The sequence below is a fragment of the Corynebacterium lactis RW2-5 genome, from assembly GCF_001274895.1.
Taxonomy (GTDB): Bacteria; Actinomycetota; Actinomycetes; order Mycobacteriales; family Mycobacteriaceae; genus Corynebacterium; species Corynebacterium lactis.
The window spans coordinates 1,196,796-1,212,384 of the sequence record NZ_CP006841.1 but is presented as its reverse complement, the minus strand read 5'-3'; the positions used below and the strand labels follow the sequence as shown (position 1 = coordinate 1,212,384).

Genomic DNA, 15,589 nt, shown 5'->3' with positions numbered 1-15,589 from the left:
TCGTTTGCCTCCTATGCGAATACGACGTTCAAAACGATGACGAGGACAAGGCACAAGATTCCCAGCGGAACGGTGCGCTGGTACCACGGCAGCGAGGCTTCCGCGGCATCGGTCAGGTGCGCCTTCGGGGTGACGGACTTGACGAAGCCCACCAGCTCCTCGTCCGGCTTCGGCTGGGTTACCAGCGACACGGCAACCGCCACGATTACGTCGACGACGAAGGCAATCGATGCCGCCACAAACGCGGTGCCCTGCCCCGGCAGGTTGAACAGAGTGCTGCTTGCCGACGTAAATTCCGCCACGTACCAGTAGATGATCGCTGCGCCGGTACCTGAGACGAGGGATGCCCAACCTGCGGTCGGGGTCATGCGCTTCCAGAACATGCCGATGAGGAATGTTGCGAACAGAGGTGCGTTGAAGAATCCGAACAGCGTCTGCAGGTAGTCCATAACGTTGCCGAAGTTATTGGCAATCAAAGCCGTGAATACCGCGATGGCGGTCGCGGCGATCGTCGCCACGCGCCCGACGGTCAGGTAGTAGTCATCCTTGCGGTCCTTGACGACGTAGGTCTGCCAGATGTCGTAGCTAAACACCGTGTTGAACGCGGAGATATTTGCGGCCATGCCCGCCATGAATGCCGCAAGCAGACCAGCGATGGCGATGCCGAGAAGGCCGTTGGGCAGAAGGTCGCGCATGAGGTACAGGATTGCGTCGTTCGGCTGGGCGGACTTGTCCATAATTGGCGTTACCGTAGCGCCTGCCACCATGCCCGGAATCACCACGATGAAGGGGATGAACATCTTCGGGAAGGCACCAATAATCGGAGTCTTGCGCGCCGAGGAAAGCGAGTCTGCGGCCATGGAGCGCTGGACCTCGACGAAATTGGTGGTCCAGTAACCGAAGGAGAGCACGAAGCCGAGGCCGAATACCAGGCCGATGACGGATACCACGGGGTTGTCAAAGCCGGAGATTTCCGTTCCCGGCCAAGTGTGGAAGTGCGAGGAAGCTGCGACCTTTTCCTGCAGACCGGACCAGCCACCGACCTGATGCAGGCCAATCATGGTCAGAGGAAGCAGTGCCGCGATAATAACGAAGAACTGCAGCACCTCGTTGTAGATGGCTGCGGACAATCCGCCGAGAGTGATGTAGGAAAGCACAATCACGGCTGCGACAATCAGCGTCACCCACAGAGGCCAGCCCAGCAGAGAGTTGACAACCTTTGCCAGGAGGAGGAGGTTAACGCCGGCGATGAGCAGCTGTGCGATGGCGAAGGACAGGGCGTTGACCAGGTGAGCTCCCGGTCCGAAGCGCCGGAGCATGAACTCCGGGACAGAACGCACCTTCGAGCCGTAGTAGAAGGGCATCATCACGATGCCGAGGAACACCATCGCCGGGATGGCGCCGATCCAGAAGTAGTGCATGGTCTGGAAGCCGTACTGGACACCGTTTGCGGAGTGTCCGACGATTTCGACGGCGCCCAGGTTAGCCGAGATAAAGGCCAGGCCTGTCACCCATGCAGGAAGTGACCTGCCGGAAAGGAAGAAGTCGATAGAGCTCGACACCTTGGAGCGCGCGGCCCAGCCAATGCCGAGAACAAAAACGAAGTAGAGGGCGACGAGGGAGTAGTCAACCCATGTCGCGTCTAGTCTCAGTGCCGATTGTGCCAAAATCACAATGGCCCTCCTAGCGTTGGAGTTAATGGATTCAGAACCAGTTGCAAAAAAGTTCCGCAGAACCTTTACATCTGTTTACGAGTTTAAATTCCACCTAACCGACACTGAACGACCATCACTGTTTCCTAACCCAAATGGGTGGAGCCCTACTTTCGATTTAGTACTTGCAACCCCATGACCAGTTGTTTTACCTCTCCGAAATTCAACGTTATTACCCCCCTACCTGAACGCAATGCGTCCGGAGGACAAGTCATCGGTTCCACCGCAATTGCCTTCCCGTGGCCGGGGAAGCCCTCACGCCTAGCGGGGTCGGCCGTATAAACCTGGAACCAGGCAAAGTTTTCGTCCGCCCAAAGCCTTACCCCTCGGCCATCCGGACCGGTCAGCTTCGCTTCACGACGGCCACCTCCCTGGACTCCGCCGTCTGCGGAATCAAAGAAACAATGATCGAGCCATACGCCAGCTAGAGGTGCCGCTGTCCCGACGCCCTCCAGAACACGGTCGGCGTCGATAGCCGGGCCGGCCGGAAGATTTCGAATGGGCTCCAGGGGAAGGTTCTTGTCCACGGGGAGAGTCAGGCTACAGCCATTGACCTCCTCGCCCAACGCGCACAGGTACGGATGCCACCCGAATCCGAACGGTGCCGGTTGGTCCGAACAGTTTTTGACGCGGACCTCCCCGACGAGCCCTTCGTCTTCATCGACGCTCCAGGTCACGGACAACTCCAGGGGCCACTTCCACCCCGGCTCGTCGGCAATTGTCGTAGTCAGGGTCACCGAATCTAGCTTTGTCTCGCTGACCTGCCACAGCCGATCTGCGACGAAACCGTGGATTGCATTGGCGCGAGACGGCTCCGTGATGTCGAGCCGGCAGACATCACCGTCGAAGATAAAGACCCCATCCGCCACTCGATTCGGCCACGGAGCGAGAAGTGTTCCAGCGGACAGGGGCGGGTTGAACCCCTTCGGATAATCCGTCAGCAGAGGCCTGCCCTGGTAAGTACAGGCCCTCGGCCCTCCTCCGAATACCGAAATACTCGCCTCATAGTCTCCCGCGGAGATATCCACGAATTCATGCTCATGCGCAATGAGCTCCACTTCCCAGGGCTCCCATCTTCTTCTTGGTCGTCCGCCCCTCCCCTACCGAGCGACACCGATTCCGTACAACTTGCTAGTTCCCGGAATAGCACAAAACCCGCCACCTAGGTGACGGGCTTAACGCTCCTGATTGGCCTGAGGCCGGGAAGTTCTTAGTTCTCTTCGACCGGGACCAGTGAGATCTTGCCGCGGTTGTCGATGTCGGCAATCTCGACCTGAATCTTATCGCCAACGTTGATGACGTCCTCGACCTTCTCGATGCGCTTATCGCCACCGAGCTTCGAGATGTGCACCAGGCCGTCGCGGCCAGGAGTCAGCGACACGAACGCACCGAAAGCAACAGTCTTAACGACGGTGCCCAGGTAGCGCTCGCCGACCTTCGGCAGCTGCGGGTTAGCAATCGCATTGATTTTCTCGATAGCGGCATCCGCGAACTCGCCGGTGGTCGCGGAGACGAACACGGTCCCGTCTTCCTCGATGGAGACATCAGCGCCGGTCTCCTCGGTGATGGCGTTGATTGTCTTGCCCTTCGGGCCAATCAGCTCACCGATCTTGGAGGCCGGAATCTTCACGGTCGTGACCTTAGGGGCGAGCTTGCTCATCTCGTCTGGGGTCTCGATGATCTCCGCCATGGTGTCCAGAATGGTCAGGCGGGCATCACGGGCCTGAGCCAGAGCATCTGCCAGGACCTTCGACGGGATGCCATCGAGCTTGGTGTCCAGCTGCAGTGCGGTGACGAACTCGCTGGTACCGGCAACCTTAAAGTCCATGTCGCCGAAAGCGTCCTCGGCGCCGAGGATATCGGTCAGCGCAACGAACTTCTCCTTGCCGTCGACCTCTCCGGAGACGAGACCCATCGCAATGCCGGCCACCGGCGCCTTCAGCGGAACACCTGCGTTGTACAGCGACAGGGTCGAGGCACAAACCGAGCCCATCGAGGTCGAGCCGTTGGAGCCCAGGGCCTCGGAGACCTGTCGAATGGTGTACGGGAACTCCTCGCGAGAAGGAATAACCGGAACCAGGGCGCGCTCGGCCAGAGCACCGTGGCCAATCTCGCGGCGCTTCGGAGAACCGACACGGCCGGTCTCGCCGGTGGAGTACGGCGGGAAGTTGTAGTGGTGGATGTAGCGCTTCGAGGTATCCGGAGTCAGCGAGTCAATGGTCTGCTCCATCTTCAGCATGTCGAGAGTGGTGACACCCAGAATCTGGGTCTCACCTCGCTCGAACAGGGAGGAACCGTGTGCACGCGGAATCAGGTCGACCTCGACACCGAGGTCGCGAATATCGGTGACGCCACGGCCGTCAATGCGGAAGCCCTCGGAGAGGATCTTGCCGCGAACGATCTGCTTCATCACCGCGTTATAGGCAGCGCGAATCTGCTTAGACGCTGCAGCCTCATCGACATCGTCGGAAACGAAGCCGTCGATAAGCGACTGCTCGATCTCCTCCATGTAGGCGTTGGTGGCGTCGTCGCGGTCCTGCTTGCCGGGGATGGTCATCAGTCGGCCGAGCTTCTTCGAAGCCTTCTTCTCGACGGCCGCAAAGACATCATCGGTGTACGGCGGGAAGAGCGGGAACTCCTCGACCTCCTTCGCGGCGCGCTTAGCCAGGCCGGCCTGCGCCTCGCAGAGAATCTTGATGAACGGCTTTGCAGCTTCCAGACCAGCCGCAACCACGGACTCGGTCGGTGCGGGTGCGCCGTCGGCGACACGCTCGACGACGTGCTCACCCGCGCCCGCTTCGACCATCATGATCGCAACATCGTCGACGTTGCGGCGGCCGCGCTTGCGGGTCACGATGCGGCCCGCGACAACCATCTCGAACAGAGCGGCCTCATGCTGCTCCTCGGTCGGGAAGGCGACCCACTCGCCTTTCGGGTGCTCGTCATCTGCGATCAGAGCGATGCGGACGCCACCTACTGCGCCGGAGACCGGCAGGCCGGACAGCTGAGTAGCAGCAGAGGCACCATTGATGGCGACGACATCGTAACGATCCTGCGGATCCCAGGACATCACGGTGATGACAACCTGGACCTCGTTGCGCAGGCCCTTGACGAAGGTCGGACGCAGCGGGCGGTCAATCAGGCGGCAGGCCAGAATCGCGTCAGTCGAGGGACGACCCTCACGGCGGAAGAAAGAGCCCGGAATCTTGCCCGCGGCGTACATGCGCTCTTCGACATCCACGGTCAGTGGGAAGAAGTCGAAGCCCTCGCGCGGCTGGTTCGAAGCGGTGACGGTGGACAGCAGCATCGTGTCATCGTCGAGGTAAGTGGTGACAGAACCGCCTGCCTGACGGGCCAGCTGGCCGGTTTCGAAGCGAATGGTGCGGGTTCCGAAATCACCGTTATCAATGGTTGCTACGGCTTCGGTGATGCCGTATTCCTCATCGACAAAGTATTCAACAGCGTTGCTGTTGGTCATAGGGGGTTACTCCTAGGAAGTATCGAGGCGATCATCGATGTCGCCTTCTAAGACTAGTTGACTTACAACGGGAATCGATTTTAGCAGCAGAAGCCCCGAAAAGCCCATTGGCCGCCGTTTAACACGCCGATGGGTACCGCACACGAAAAAGCACCGCCACTCCCCCTTTCCCTTTTCGAGAAGGAAGAATGCAGCGGTGCTTGAAAGTCTTATTCGACTGAAGATTAGCGACGCAGACCCAGGCGCTCGATCAGCTTACGGTAGCGCTCGACATCGTTGTCCTGCAGGTACTTCAGCAGGCCCTTACGGCGACCGACCAGGAGCAGCAGGCCACGACGGGAGTGGTGGTCGTGCTTGTGGAACTTCAGGTGCTCGGTCAGCTGACGAATGCGGGTGGTCAGCAGGGCAATCTGCGCCTCCGGGGAACCGGTGTCGGTCTCGTGCAGGCCGAATTCCTTCAGAATCTCAGCCTTCTTCTCAGTGCTCAGTGCCATGAGAATTCTCCTTCAAATCAACTTGTAGTCGTTATTTCAGTCCGCACTTAAAATGGCCATAGACGCAACTGCTCGCGGACCGCAGTCACAGCCGAGGAGTAAGACTATCAGTTCGCGTCTGCGTTTTCCAAAATGGTGCGGGTCTCGGCCACATCCTGATTCATCCGCTCGATCAGGGCCTCCAGGCCGTCGAACTTTTCCATCCCTCGAATCCTGCCCACGAACTCGATGTGCCCGTCGACTCCGTAGAGATCCGCGTGGCGATCGATGACAAAGGCCTCCACCGTCTTGTGGGTATCACCGAAGGTCACGTTTGAGCCGACGGATACGGCCGCCGGGTAGCGGACGCCGAATTCGATGTCACCGTTTGCATCCGGAGTCGGACGCAAGTCGGTCGCGGTCGCTCTAAACCACGCGGCGTAAACGCCGTCCGCCGGGACCGCGAGTCCCTCCGCAAAGTCGATGTTTGCCGTCGGGAATCCGAGTTGAGCGCCTCCCCTGCCCTGGCCGTGAATCACGCGTCCGTCGACGCGGTAGTAGTAGCCGAGGCAGTCGGACGCGGCTTCCACTGCGCCGTCGGCAAGCAGGTCGCGAATCCGGCTCGAGGAGACGCGTTCGACTACACCGTCGGCCTCGACGTCGAGAAGTGGGACGATGGTGACGTCGATGCCGAACTTCTCGCCGTGGCCTGGCATGGACTCGGAGGTGCCCTTCGCCATCTTGCCGTAGGTGAAGTTCTCTCCCACGTAGACGGCCTTCGCGTGCAGCTTCTCGCCGAGAACCACGCGCACGAATTCCTCCGGCTCGATGCTCGCAAAGGACTTGTCGAAGGCGATGACCAGCATCGCGTCAACCCCCTGGGCCTCCGCCAGCTCCGCGCGACGCTCTACCGTCGACAGCCCAGCTGGAACCTTGTCGGGCGCGAAGAGCGCGACGGGGTTCGGATCGAAGGTCATCATGATCGACTTCGCGCCACGAGCCGCCGCCTCTTCGACGGCGCTGCGCACAAGGATCTTGTGCCCCTTGTGAACGCCGTCGAAAACACCGATGGTTACGACGGCATCGCCGAAGTCTGCGGGTACGTTGTCCAATCCATGCCAAATCTCCACAAGGAGACAGTCTAACGCGTGGCCCTGTCGTGCACCGCAAATGGAACAACATAGGATTGCGGCTATGACCAAAAACGCCACCGCTTCCGACCCGATCGCAGACTCGGGCATTGTCATCGTCGATAAGCCGGAAGGGTGGACGAGCCACGACGTGGTTGGGAAACTGCGCCGCATCTTCCGCACGAAGAAGGTCGGACACTCCGGCACCCTCGACCCGATGGCCACTGGCGTACTCGTGCTGGGCATCGGCCGCGGCACCCGCTTCCTCCCTCACGTGCACGCCGACACGAAGTCCTACGCCGCCACCATTCGGCTGGGCTCTTCTACGCTTACCGACGACCGTGAGGGCGAGACCCTCTTCGCCGCCTCTGCGGCCGATGTGACGGGCGAGCAAATCGGCGCGCAGGTAGCGAAACTCACCGGCGAGATTATGCAGGTCCCGGCGTCGGTGTCCGCTGTGAAGATTGACGGAGTCCGGGCGCATGAGCGGATTCGGCGCGGCGAGAGCGTCGACATTCCGGCGCGGCCCGTGACCGTGTCGCGCTTCGACGTGCTCGACATCCGCCGCGATAGCGATCCCAATCGGCCCGGCGAGTGCATCGACATCGACGTGGAGGTGGACTGCTCGGCCGGAACCTTCATCCGCTCCCTCGCACGCGACCTGGGCGATGCGCTGGGAACAGGCGGGCACCTGGTCGCGCTGCGCCGTACCGCCGCGGGAACTTTCACGCTGGACGACGCGGTCACGATCGACCAGCTGTCCGCACAGGCCGAGCAGTGGGATTCGGCGCACCCGGAAGCTGCCGAGCAACGCAGGCCCCCGATGGAACGCGCGGCGTCGCTACTTCCGATGAGCCTCGACGACGCCTGCCTGCGGTGCTTTAGCTCCCGCGAGGTCAGCGCCGATGCGGCCGCGGACCTGGCCCAGGGTAAGTGGCTGGCTCCAGCCAGGATGAAGGGCACCTATGCCGCGGTCGGACCGGACGGAAAGGTGCCCGCCCTGCTCACGGAGTCGGGCAAGCGCGCCAAGACCGTATTCGTGGTCCGGCCGGCGACCTTGTAGGCTCTGGGACTCTGAAGGCTCTAGGCGTTGATCCAGGCTGCTGTGGCCACGAGGTCGGGGCCGGCCAGCCATAGCCCTTTGACCCGAGAAAAGACTTCCGGGGTTGGCTCTTCCGTGTGCAACGTGTACTCAATTTCGCCGGCGCGGTGCCCCGACAGCTGTTCGGAGCACTCTACTAGACGCACCGAGGCCTCCGAGAAGTCCAACCACTGCCCCATAATCGGTGCCCAAAGCTTGTAGAGCGACTCCTTTGCGGAGAATTTAACCAGAGCATCATCGTGGCCCTCGTCACTGCGAAGCACCGCCTCTAAGATGCCGGGGGATATCTCCTGCTGAGCCTCGACATCGATGCCGATTCCCGCAAGCGACGCATTGTGCCCGACTATCGCGGCGAACGCGCCCGGACAATGACTGATGGAGCCAACAATGCCATCAGGCCACTGTGGACCGCGGTCGGGGCCGATGCCGATCCCCTCGCGAGAGGAGCTCTGCGCACCTGCGTCTTGTAGGCAGCGGCGAGCCAGCAGCCTTCCTAGAGCGAACTCACGCAGGCGCTTTTCCGAAAAGCCCTTGGATTGTTCCCTCTCGAGCGGGGTGAGGGCTTCGATAGCGGTGGCGGCGAGTTCATCGGGGCCTCCGGCAGCTTGGCTGGTCGACGTATAGACATGCATCGACGCGCATACCTCTGCGCGCGAGATTCTGCCGAGCAATCTCCGATGAAAGATTGTCAGGGTTTGCTGCGCGCCCAACCTCATCACTGCGCTTCGGAAGACACTTCTGAACCGGCGTGCGCGGCGCCATGCCACTTCGTTCCCATAAAACGCACCGTAACAAACGCGAGGCGCAGGATCATGAACAGCAGCAGGCCCGCCCAAATGCCGCCCAGTCCCCAGCCGAAGAAGTTCGCCAGCCACACCGGCGGCAGGAAACCGAGCAGTACCGAGGCGACTGTCGCATTTCGCAGATAGGCTGCGTCGCTGGCACCAAGAAGCACACCATCGAGCGCGAAGACAACGCCTCCTATCGGAATCATCGCTACCAAAATCCACCAGGGGCCACTGACGACTGCATCAATCACCCCATCGTGAGAGGTAAACAGACGCACTATTGCGGCGTTGAGAACGGCGAAAACGACCGCCAATCCAACCGAGATACCTGCTGACCAGTAAGTCACCCGCCGGCCCGTCCACCTGGCTACAGCGACGGTGCCAGCACCCAGCGCCGCACCAACCAGCGTCTGAGCAGCAATGGCGAGAGAATCCAGCAGTAGCGAAATCAAATTCCACAGTTGCAGCATCACCTGGTGGCCGCCCAGAGACGTCGCGCCGACGCGTCCCGCGACTGCGGCCGCCGAGAGGAATGCGACCTGGAACGACAACGAGCGGACAATCAGGTCACGGCCCAGCACAAGCTGACTGACAATTACCTCGCGACGAGGTGCGAGGGCAATCTCTCGCTTCGCACACTCGCGCAACAAACGGCGCAAAAATAGGGTTCCGGTAATCAGCTCACCGCCCAGCACCGCCATGGCCGAGCCGGCCAGACCGAATGCCGAAACCAGCGGAATAATCGCCAAAGCAGCCGGTCCGAGCCCCGCGAGCACGTAGACGAGTGGTGCGCGAGTGTTCTGGATACCGCGCAGCCAGCCGTTTCCCGCCTGGGCAATCAGCGTCAGCGGAATCGCAAAGGCCGCAATACGCAGCCAGATTCCCGCCTCGCGGGCGACCGTCTGCTCCGGGGTCAGCCAGGATGTAAAAGTCGGTGCGAATATCCCTACGACGGCGAAAAGAATGCCACCGACAAGCAGCGCCACCCACGTTGCCTGCAGCCCTTCCGCCACAGCATCCTTCACTGCGCCGCGGCCGAATGCGCGCGAGGCGCGAGCGGTCGTACCGTAGGCGAGGAACGTCAGCTGGGTCGTCACCACTGAAAAGACCGTGGAACCGGCGGCCAGAGCAGCTAGCTCAACCGCACCGAGCCGACCAATCACGGCCGTATCCAACAGCACGTACAGGGCCGGAGCCGCGAGAACTCCCAGCGCAGGTAGGGCCAGGGAGACAATAGTACGAAACGTGACTTCCCTGGAGTGAGCGACCGAGGAGTCGTCGTTAAGCGAAGACATGCAGGCCTTCTCCCTCTGCGGACTACTCGAAGTCAACGGTGGCAGAGGCCACCTCAGAAGCACCTAACAGCGCGGCGACGACCTCCTCGCGCGTGCCCTCGATGGTAATGCCCGCGGCGCGCAGATGGCCGCCACCGCCGAGGGAAAGAGCGACCTGGGAGACATCGACGAGCTCGCGGGAGCGCAGAGAGATGCTCCACACGCCGGGCGTGTACTCCTTCAGCACCGCGCAGGCATCGGCCGCGTTGGTGGTACGGACGATGTCGATGACGGCTTCAATCTCGTCGTGGCCGACATCGCGCTGATCCTCGTGGGAAATCGTCACGTGAACCAGGCCAACGCCGTTGCCCCAGGCCTTGTCGTGAACGGCTGTTGAGAGGACTTTGCCCAGGAAAGGAAGGTAAGCAAAGGGGTGCTCCTCCAGGAGCTGGGCGCCGATGGTGCGCGGGTCCAAGCCCTTATCCAACAGGCGTGCGGCTGCGGTGTGCATCCGCGAGCGGCCGAAGTGGAAGGATGCGGTGTCTGTGAGCAGTCCCGCGTAGAGGGCATGCGCCATCTCCCGGGTCAGCTTAATGCCCCATACGCCGAAGAAGTCGAGCAATACCATCGTGGTGGACTCGGAGTACTCATCAACCAGGTCAATGGTGCCGAACCGGGTATTGGTCGGGTGATGGTCGACGTTGATGAGGCGGTCGGAGCTCATGAGGCGCTCCTCTAGCTGTCCGAGCCGCCCTGGGCTTGCGCAATCCACGGTAATCCACGTGTCGATGTCCTCATCGAGCTGCGTAAACGGCACGAAGGAGTCCCATCCGGGAATGGTTAGCAGGGACTTGGCGGGCAGCTCGTTGTTGCCGTAGGACGCCACCGCCCACAGGCCCCTCTGGCGCAGGGCCATGACCATTGCGGCCGCCGCTCCCACGGCATCCGCATCGGGGTGGACATGGCAGACAACGCCGACCTTCTTAGCATCAGTCAGCATGGCCTGAGTCTGCTGAATCGGCTTCGACATATGGCGGCCGATTGCCTGCGAGAGCTGGTGGGCAGCTTGCTCTTGGGCCTGCGGAGAGGTTGTCACAGTGGGGCCTCCTTATAAATTATTCGTCTGCGCCGCGGTACGGGTTCGATTCCCCGGCCGGCTTCGCATTCTTCGCCAACTCTGCCAATTCCGCGTCGCGAGCGCGTGTCTTCTCCAGCAGGTCCTCCATGTGGGCGCTGGCTTCTGGCACGGTGTCGACTTCGAAAGTCAGCGTCGGGGTGTAGCGAACGCCAGTGCCACGCCCAACGAGGCTACGCAGCTGGCCCTTGGCTTTGTCCAGCGCGGCCTCGGCGGTGGCGTAATCCGGCTCCTCCTCGAGAGTACGACCGCGCACAGTGTAGAAAACAGTCGCGTCATGAAGGTCGCCAGTAACGCGGCAATCCGTGATGGTGACTAGTTCAAGTCGACGGTCCTTAATCTCGCGCTCAATAGCGCTGGCGACAATTTCCAAAATCCGCTTGGACAGTCGGCGTGCGCGTGCTGGATCTGCCATTTTGACTGCTCCCTATCCCTACCTATTTTTCGTATCAAAGCGTACCTAACCCTTACCTCAATCTTTGGGGCGCAGGGCGTGAACTGCCGTTGCGCTGAATCCGGCCCAAATCCGGTCCAGATCCGGCCCGGCAGAGGAGGATTTGTACAAAGAACTGCTAATACTAACTTAAAACACTACATAAATCCGAACCGGAAACACCAAGGCTTTAGCCGAGCCCGGTCGCTTTGCACTGCCTTTCGCTCCAACGCACGAAGTCGAATACGATGTTCAGGTCTTCACCGCTAGCTGATAGTAGGGATAGTCGCGAATCAATTACGCGAACCAATAGTTTTCAGGTGATTTACAGTGAGGCTAGTAGCGTCCGTTAGTTGAAATATGTGTTACACAGGCACTCTTAGCCACGCTCCACGAAGCGATACATCGGCAACCCATTGACATGCGAGCAGTCCGGGAGAGAATCCATCACGCTGTCGGACGACGGAGTCTCTCCCTCAACGCCAAAAATCCACTTCACTGCGGCATTTCCCAACTCCAACGGATGGAAGAGAAAACTCACCTCACCGTTTTTATCCCTCGGAGCAGGGCATCTATTGGCCTCTTCCCACTGCGTCACCTCTGTCGTATCTAAGACCAATGGGTGTTCTCCGTTAGCAAACGGTACCTCGAATTCTAACAGCGAATCCGAATGGAAAAATTTCTGCATATCGAAGCCGTAATCTTCACAGGAGGCTTCCAGTTCCCTGGTCGGAGTCTTGTAGTGGCAAAAATCAACGACACTATTCATACTTAATGCCCATTGCCCACGCGGATCATTTGCTAGCGCGGTATCTTCCCGCAAGAAATCAACCAAATCAGTACCAAAAAGCAGTGTCGGGCCGAAGGCTACTGCATGGAAGTACCGATCGTGTCCGTCCTCAATCGTCACCTCACTATCGAACTCAAATTTCCCTGGCCACAACTTTTCTAGCTGCGCGAGGGTCTCCTCAGCGCTTGCCGGAGGGTAGTTCAGGATATTGGTTCGAGGTAGCTCATCTGAGAGTGCAAGAAGATTAGTATTGAAGCCCATGTGGCATAGGCTACGCAAAAGGCGCCCCACAAGGGAGCGCCTTTCCAGAGGTTCACGCAGCGTTCAACATACTGACAATTAGCGTTACTAGGTGCGTGGCACCTCAACCATCTCGTAAGCCTCGATGAAGTCACCAACCTGGATATCCGGGTAGGACAGCACCATACCGCACTCGTAGCCAGCAGCAACTTCGGTCGCATCGTCCTTCTCGCGGCGCAGCGACTCAATTGTCGCACCATCGGTAACAACGTTGCCGTCACGAACCAAGCGGACCTTGGCATTGCGGCGCATCTTGCCGGACTCGACCATGCAACCGGCGATGAGGCCGACAGCGGAGGACTTGAAGATTGCGCGGATCTCTGCGCGACCCAGGTCCTTCTCCTCGTAGATCGGCTTGAGCATACCCTTCAGGGCAGCCTCGACCTCTTCGATGGCGCGGTAGATGACCGTGTAGTAGCGGATGTCGACACCCTCGGCGTTCGCCGCCTCGGTAGCCTTGCCCTCGGCACGGACGTTGAAGCCGATGATGACGGCGTCAGACGCAGCGGCCAGCGAAACGTTGGTCTGAGTGACAGCACCGACGCCGCGGTCGATGATGTTCAGAGCAACCTCGTCGTCGACCTCGATCTTGAGCAGCGCCTCTTCCAGTGCCTCGACGGTACCGGCGTTGTCGCCCTTCAAGATCAGGTTGAGGGTGTTGGTCTCCTTCAGGATTTCGTCCAGGGTCTCCAGGGAGACGCGCTTACGACGACGTGCTTGCATCGCGTTTCGACGACGCGCGTCACGGCGATCCGCAATCTGGCGTGCAGTGCGGTCCTCGTCGACAACCAGGAGGTTGTCGCCGGCGCCCGGCACCGAGGTTAAGCCCAGAACCTGGACCGGACGCGACGGGCCGGCCTCGTCGACATCGTTGCCGTACTCGTCGACCATGCGGCGCACACGGCCGTAGGCGTCACCGACGACAATCGAATCGCCGACGCGGAGAGTACCGCGCTGGACGATGACGGTTGCAACCGAACCGCGGCCGCGGTCGAGGTGAGCCTCAATGGCCACACCCTGAGCGTCCATGTTCGGGTTAGCACGCAGATCCAGCGAAGCATCAGCGGTAAGCAGGACGGCCTCGAGAAGGCTCTCGATATTAGTGCCCTGCTTAGCGGAGATGTCGACAAACATGGTGTCGCCGCCCCACTCTTCGTCGGTAAGACCGTACTCAGTGAGCTGTCCGCGAATCTTCTGCGGATCGGCACCATCTTTGTCAATCTTGTTCACGGCGACGACGATAGGAACTTCTGCAGCCTTGGCGTGGTTGATGGCCTCAACGGTCTGAGGCATCACGCCGTCGTCTGCAGCGACAACCAGAATCGCGATATCGGTGGACTTTGCACCGCGGGCACGCATAGCCGTGAAGGCCTCGTGACCCGGGGTATCCAGGAAGGTCACCTTGCGGGACTCACCATCGAGCTCCACCGGGACCTGGTAGGCACCGATGTGCTGGGTAATGCCGCCGGACTCATGGCTACCGACGTTCGCCTTGCGGATGGTGTCGAGCAGTCGGGTCTTACCGTGGTCGACGTGACCCATGACGGTGACCACCGGCGGACGCTGCTGAAGATCTTCATCTTCACCCTCGTCCTCGCCGTACTGCAGGTCGAAAGACTCGAGCAGCTCGCGGTCCTCGTCCTCCGGGGAGACGACCTGGACCTTGTAGTCCATCTCGTCGCCCAGCAGCTGCAGGGTCTCGTCAGAGACGGAAGCCGTCGCGGTCACCATCTCGCCGAGGTTGAACAGCGCCTGAACCAGTGCGGCTGCCTCTGCACCGATCTTCTCGGCGAAATCGGACAGGGACGCACCGCGTGCGAGGCGAATGGTCTCGCCGTGGCCGTTCGGCAGCTTAACGCCGCCAACCACGGACGGAGCTTGCATTGCCTCGTACTCGTTGCGCTTCTGCCGCTTCGACTTGCGTCCCTTGCGCGGGGCTCCTCCTGGGCGACCGAAAGCACCTGCGGTACCGCCGCGACGACCGCCGCGGCCACCGCGCGGGCCGCCACCGGGACCGCCCGGTCCGCCACCGCGGCCGCGACCACCGGAGCCGCCCCCTCGGGACGACTGGCTCGGCATCTGTCCAGGATTCGGGTGCGATGGCATCATGGCCGGAGACGGACGGTTACCGCCCGGCTTTGGGCCACGTCCCTGACCGCCCTGCGGGCGATTGCCACCCGGCTTCGGTCCACGCCCCTGGCCGCCCTGCGGACGCGGGCCGCCCGGACGGGCTCCCGGCTTCGGGCCGGGGCGACCGCCGGCATTACCACCCTGCGGGCGAGGCATGTTCGACGGGCGCGGAGCCGGACGGGACGCCCCACCCGTGGAGAACGGGTTGTTGGCGACGCGCGGTGCTCGAGCGCCAGGCTTTGGGCCCGGCTTCGGGCCTGCCGGACCGCCGGCGGGGCGCTGCTGCGGGCGCGGTGCGGCCGGAGTCGCGGAGGGCTTCGCAGCGGAGCGCTGCGCACCCTGGTTGGAAGCGGCACCCGGTGTCGGGCGAGCGCCCGGACGCGGTGCCGGCTTCGACTGGGCTTCCTTCTCTGCGGCCTTTGGAGCTGCGGGCTTGGCCGGAGCCTTAGCTGCCGGCTTTGCACCCGGCTTCGCGGCTGCGGGCTTGGCCGGGGCCTTGGCCGCAGGCTTAGCTGCGGGCTTTGCAACCGGCTTAGCTGCGGCGGACTTTGCCGGAGCCTTCGCTGCTGGCTTAGCCGCGGGAGCCTTCTCCGCAGTCTTGTCTGCGGCGGGCTCGGAGCCTGCGTTCTTCTCCTCGTATACCTTCTTCATCTTCTTGACGACGGGCGGTTCGACCGTCGAAGAAGCTGTCTTAACGAACTCGCCGTGCTCTTTCAGCTCGGCCAGTAGTTCTTTGCTGGTGACCCCGAGCTGCTTTGCGAGCTCATGGACACGTAGCTTTCCGGACACTGCTCTCCTCACTAGTGGGGCCGAGCAGTGTCCGGCGGATATCTTTGCGTCTTGT

At 61.3% G+C, this 15,589-nt stretch carries 12 protein-coding genes; 1 reads left to right on the top strand and 11 read right to left on the bottom strand.

Annotated elements, in window-relative coordinates:
• Positions 1 to 11: 11 nt before the first annotated feature.
• The 5 genes from CLAC_RS05300 to CLAC_RS05280 form a co-directional block, all read right to left on the bottom strand.
• Positions 12 to 1,673: a sodium:solute symporter family protein gene (locus CLAC_RS05300; protein ID WP_211255379.1), complete on the bottom strand. Its 1,662-nt coding sequence runs from the start codon at positions 1,671 to 1,673 to the stop codon at positions 12 to 14.
• Positions 1,674 to 1,819: 146 nt separating this feature from the next.
• The gene (locus tag CLAC_RS05295) at positions 1,820 to 2,770 is read right to left on the bottom strand and encodes an aldose 1-epimerase family protein (protein WP_053412010.1); all 951 of its coding nucleotides are present in this window, start codon (positions 2,768 to 2,770) and stop codon (positions 1,820 to 1,822) included.
• 152 nt (positions 2,771 to 2,922) lie between these two features.
• Positions 2,923 to 5,190: a polyribonucleotide nucleotidyltransferase gene (locus CLAC_RS05290; protein WP_053412009.1), complete on the bottom strand. Its 2,268-nt coding sequence runs from the start codon at positions 5,188 to 5,190 to the stop codon at positions 2,923 to 2,925.
• A gap of 224 nt (positions 5,191 to 5,414) precedes the next feature.
• Positions 5,415 to 5,684, bottom strand: coding sequence for a 30S ribosomal protein S15 (gene rpsO / locus CLAC_RS05285; protein WP_053412008.1), 270 nt, complete (start codon positions 5,682 to 5,684; stop codon positions 5,415 to 5,417).
• Positions 5,685 to 5,791: 107 nt separating this feature from the next.
• The gene (locus CLAC_RS05280) at positions 5,792 to 6,793 is read right to left on the bottom strand and encodes a bifunctional riboflavin kinase/FAD synthetase (RefSeq protein WP_245621989.1); all 1,002 of its coding nucleotides are present in this window, start codon (positions 6,791 to 6,793) and stop codon (positions 5,792 to 5,794) included.
• Positions 6,794 to 6,857: 64 nt separating this feature from the next.
• On the opposite strand from CLAC_RS05280, the gene truB reads away from it, so the two are divergent.
• Positions 6,858 to 7,856: a tRNA pseudouridine(55) synthase TruB gene (truB, locus tag CLAC_RS05275; protein ID WP_053412007.1), complete on the top strand. Its 999-nt coding sequence runs from the start codon at positions 6,858 to 6,860 to the stop codon at positions 7,854 to 7,856.
• 20 nt (positions 7,857 to 7,876) lie between these two features.
• Here truB and CLAC_RS05270 read toward each other — a convergent pair whose 3' ends face one another.
• The 6 genes from CLAC_RS05270 to infB form a co-directional block, all read right to left on the bottom strand.
• Positions 7,877 to 8,527 (bottom strand): 4'-phosphopantetheinyl transferase family protein, encoded by a 651-nt coding sequence (locus CLAC_RS05270; RefSeq protein WP_053412006.1) that lies wholly within the window; start codon positions 8,525 to 8,527, stop codon positions 7,877 to 7,879.
• An 83-nt stretch (positions 8,528 to 8,610) separates the two neighbouring features.
• Positions 8,611 to 9,978 carry an MATE family efflux transporter gene (locus CLAC_RS05265; RefSeq protein WP_053412005.1) on the bottom strand — a complete coding sequence of 456 codons (1,368 nt, stop codon included), beginning with the start codon at positions 9,976 to 9,978 and terminating at the stop codon, positions 8,611 to 8,613.
• Positions 9,979 to 10,000: 22 nt separating this feature from the next.
• Complete coding sequence (locus CLAC_RS05260; protein ID WP_053412004.1) at positions 10,001 to 11,053, bottom strand: DHH family phosphoesterase; 1,053 nt, start codon at positions 11,051 to 11,053, stop codon at positions 10,001 to 10,003.
• A 19-nt stretch (positions 11,054 to 11,072) separates the two neighbouring features.
• Positions 11,073 to 11,507 (bottom strand): 30S ribosome-binding factor RbfA, encoded by a 435-nt coding sequence (gene rbfA, locus CLAC_RS05255; protein ID WP_053412003.1) that lies wholly within the window; start codon positions 11,505 to 11,507, stop codon positions 11,073 to 11,075.
• A 397-nt stretch (positions 11,508 to 11,904) separates the two neighbouring features.
• Positions 11,905 to 12,576 (bottom strand): DUF6928 family protein, encoded by a 672-nt coding sequence (locus tag CLAC_RS05250; RefSeq protein WP_245621988.1) that lies wholly within the window; start codon positions 12,574 to 12,576, stop codon positions 11,905 to 11,907.
• An 87-nt stretch (positions 12,577 to 12,663) separates the two neighbouring features.
• On the bottom strand, positions 12,664 to 15,534 hold the full coding sequence (gene infB / locus CLAC_RS05245; RefSeq protein ID WP_053412002.1) for a translation initiation factor IF-2: 2,871 nt from the start codon (positions 15,532 to 15,534) through the stop codon (positions 12,664 to 12,666).
• Positions 15,535 to 15,589: the final 55 nt, after the last annotated feature.

What these genes read in the sequence shown, in the direction of transcription:
- CLAC_RS05290 (WP_053412009.1), bottom strand. Translation starts at nt 5,190, where the DNA reads ATGACCAACAGCAACGCTGTTGAATACTTTGTCGATGAGGAATACGGC.
- rpsO (WP_053412008.1), bottom strand. Translation starts at nt 5,684, where the DNA reads ATGGCACTGAGCACTGAGAAGAAGGCTGAGATTCTGAAGGAATTCGGC.
- truB (WP_053412007.1), top strand. Translation starts at nt 6,858, where the DNA reads ATGACCAAAAACGCCACCGCTTCCGACCCGATCGCAGACTCGGGCATT.
- CLAC_RS05270 (WP_053412006.1), bottom strand. Translation starts at nt 8,527, where the DNA reads ATGCATGTCTATACGTCGACCAGCCAAGCTGCCGGAGGCCCCGATGAA.
- CLAC_RS05265 (WP_053412005.1), bottom strand. Translation starts at nt 9,978, where the DNA reads ATGTCTTCGCTTAACGACGACTCCTCGGTCGCTCACTCCAGGGAAGTC.
- rbfA (WP_053412003.1), bottom strand. Translation starts at nt 11,507, where the DNA reads ATGGCAGATCCAGCACGCGCACGCCGACTGTCCAAGCGGATTTTGGAA.
- CLAC_RS05250 (WP_245621988.1), bottom strand. Translation starts at nt 12,576, where the DNA reads ATGGGCTTCAATACTAATCTTCTTGCACTCTCAGATGAGCTACCTCGA.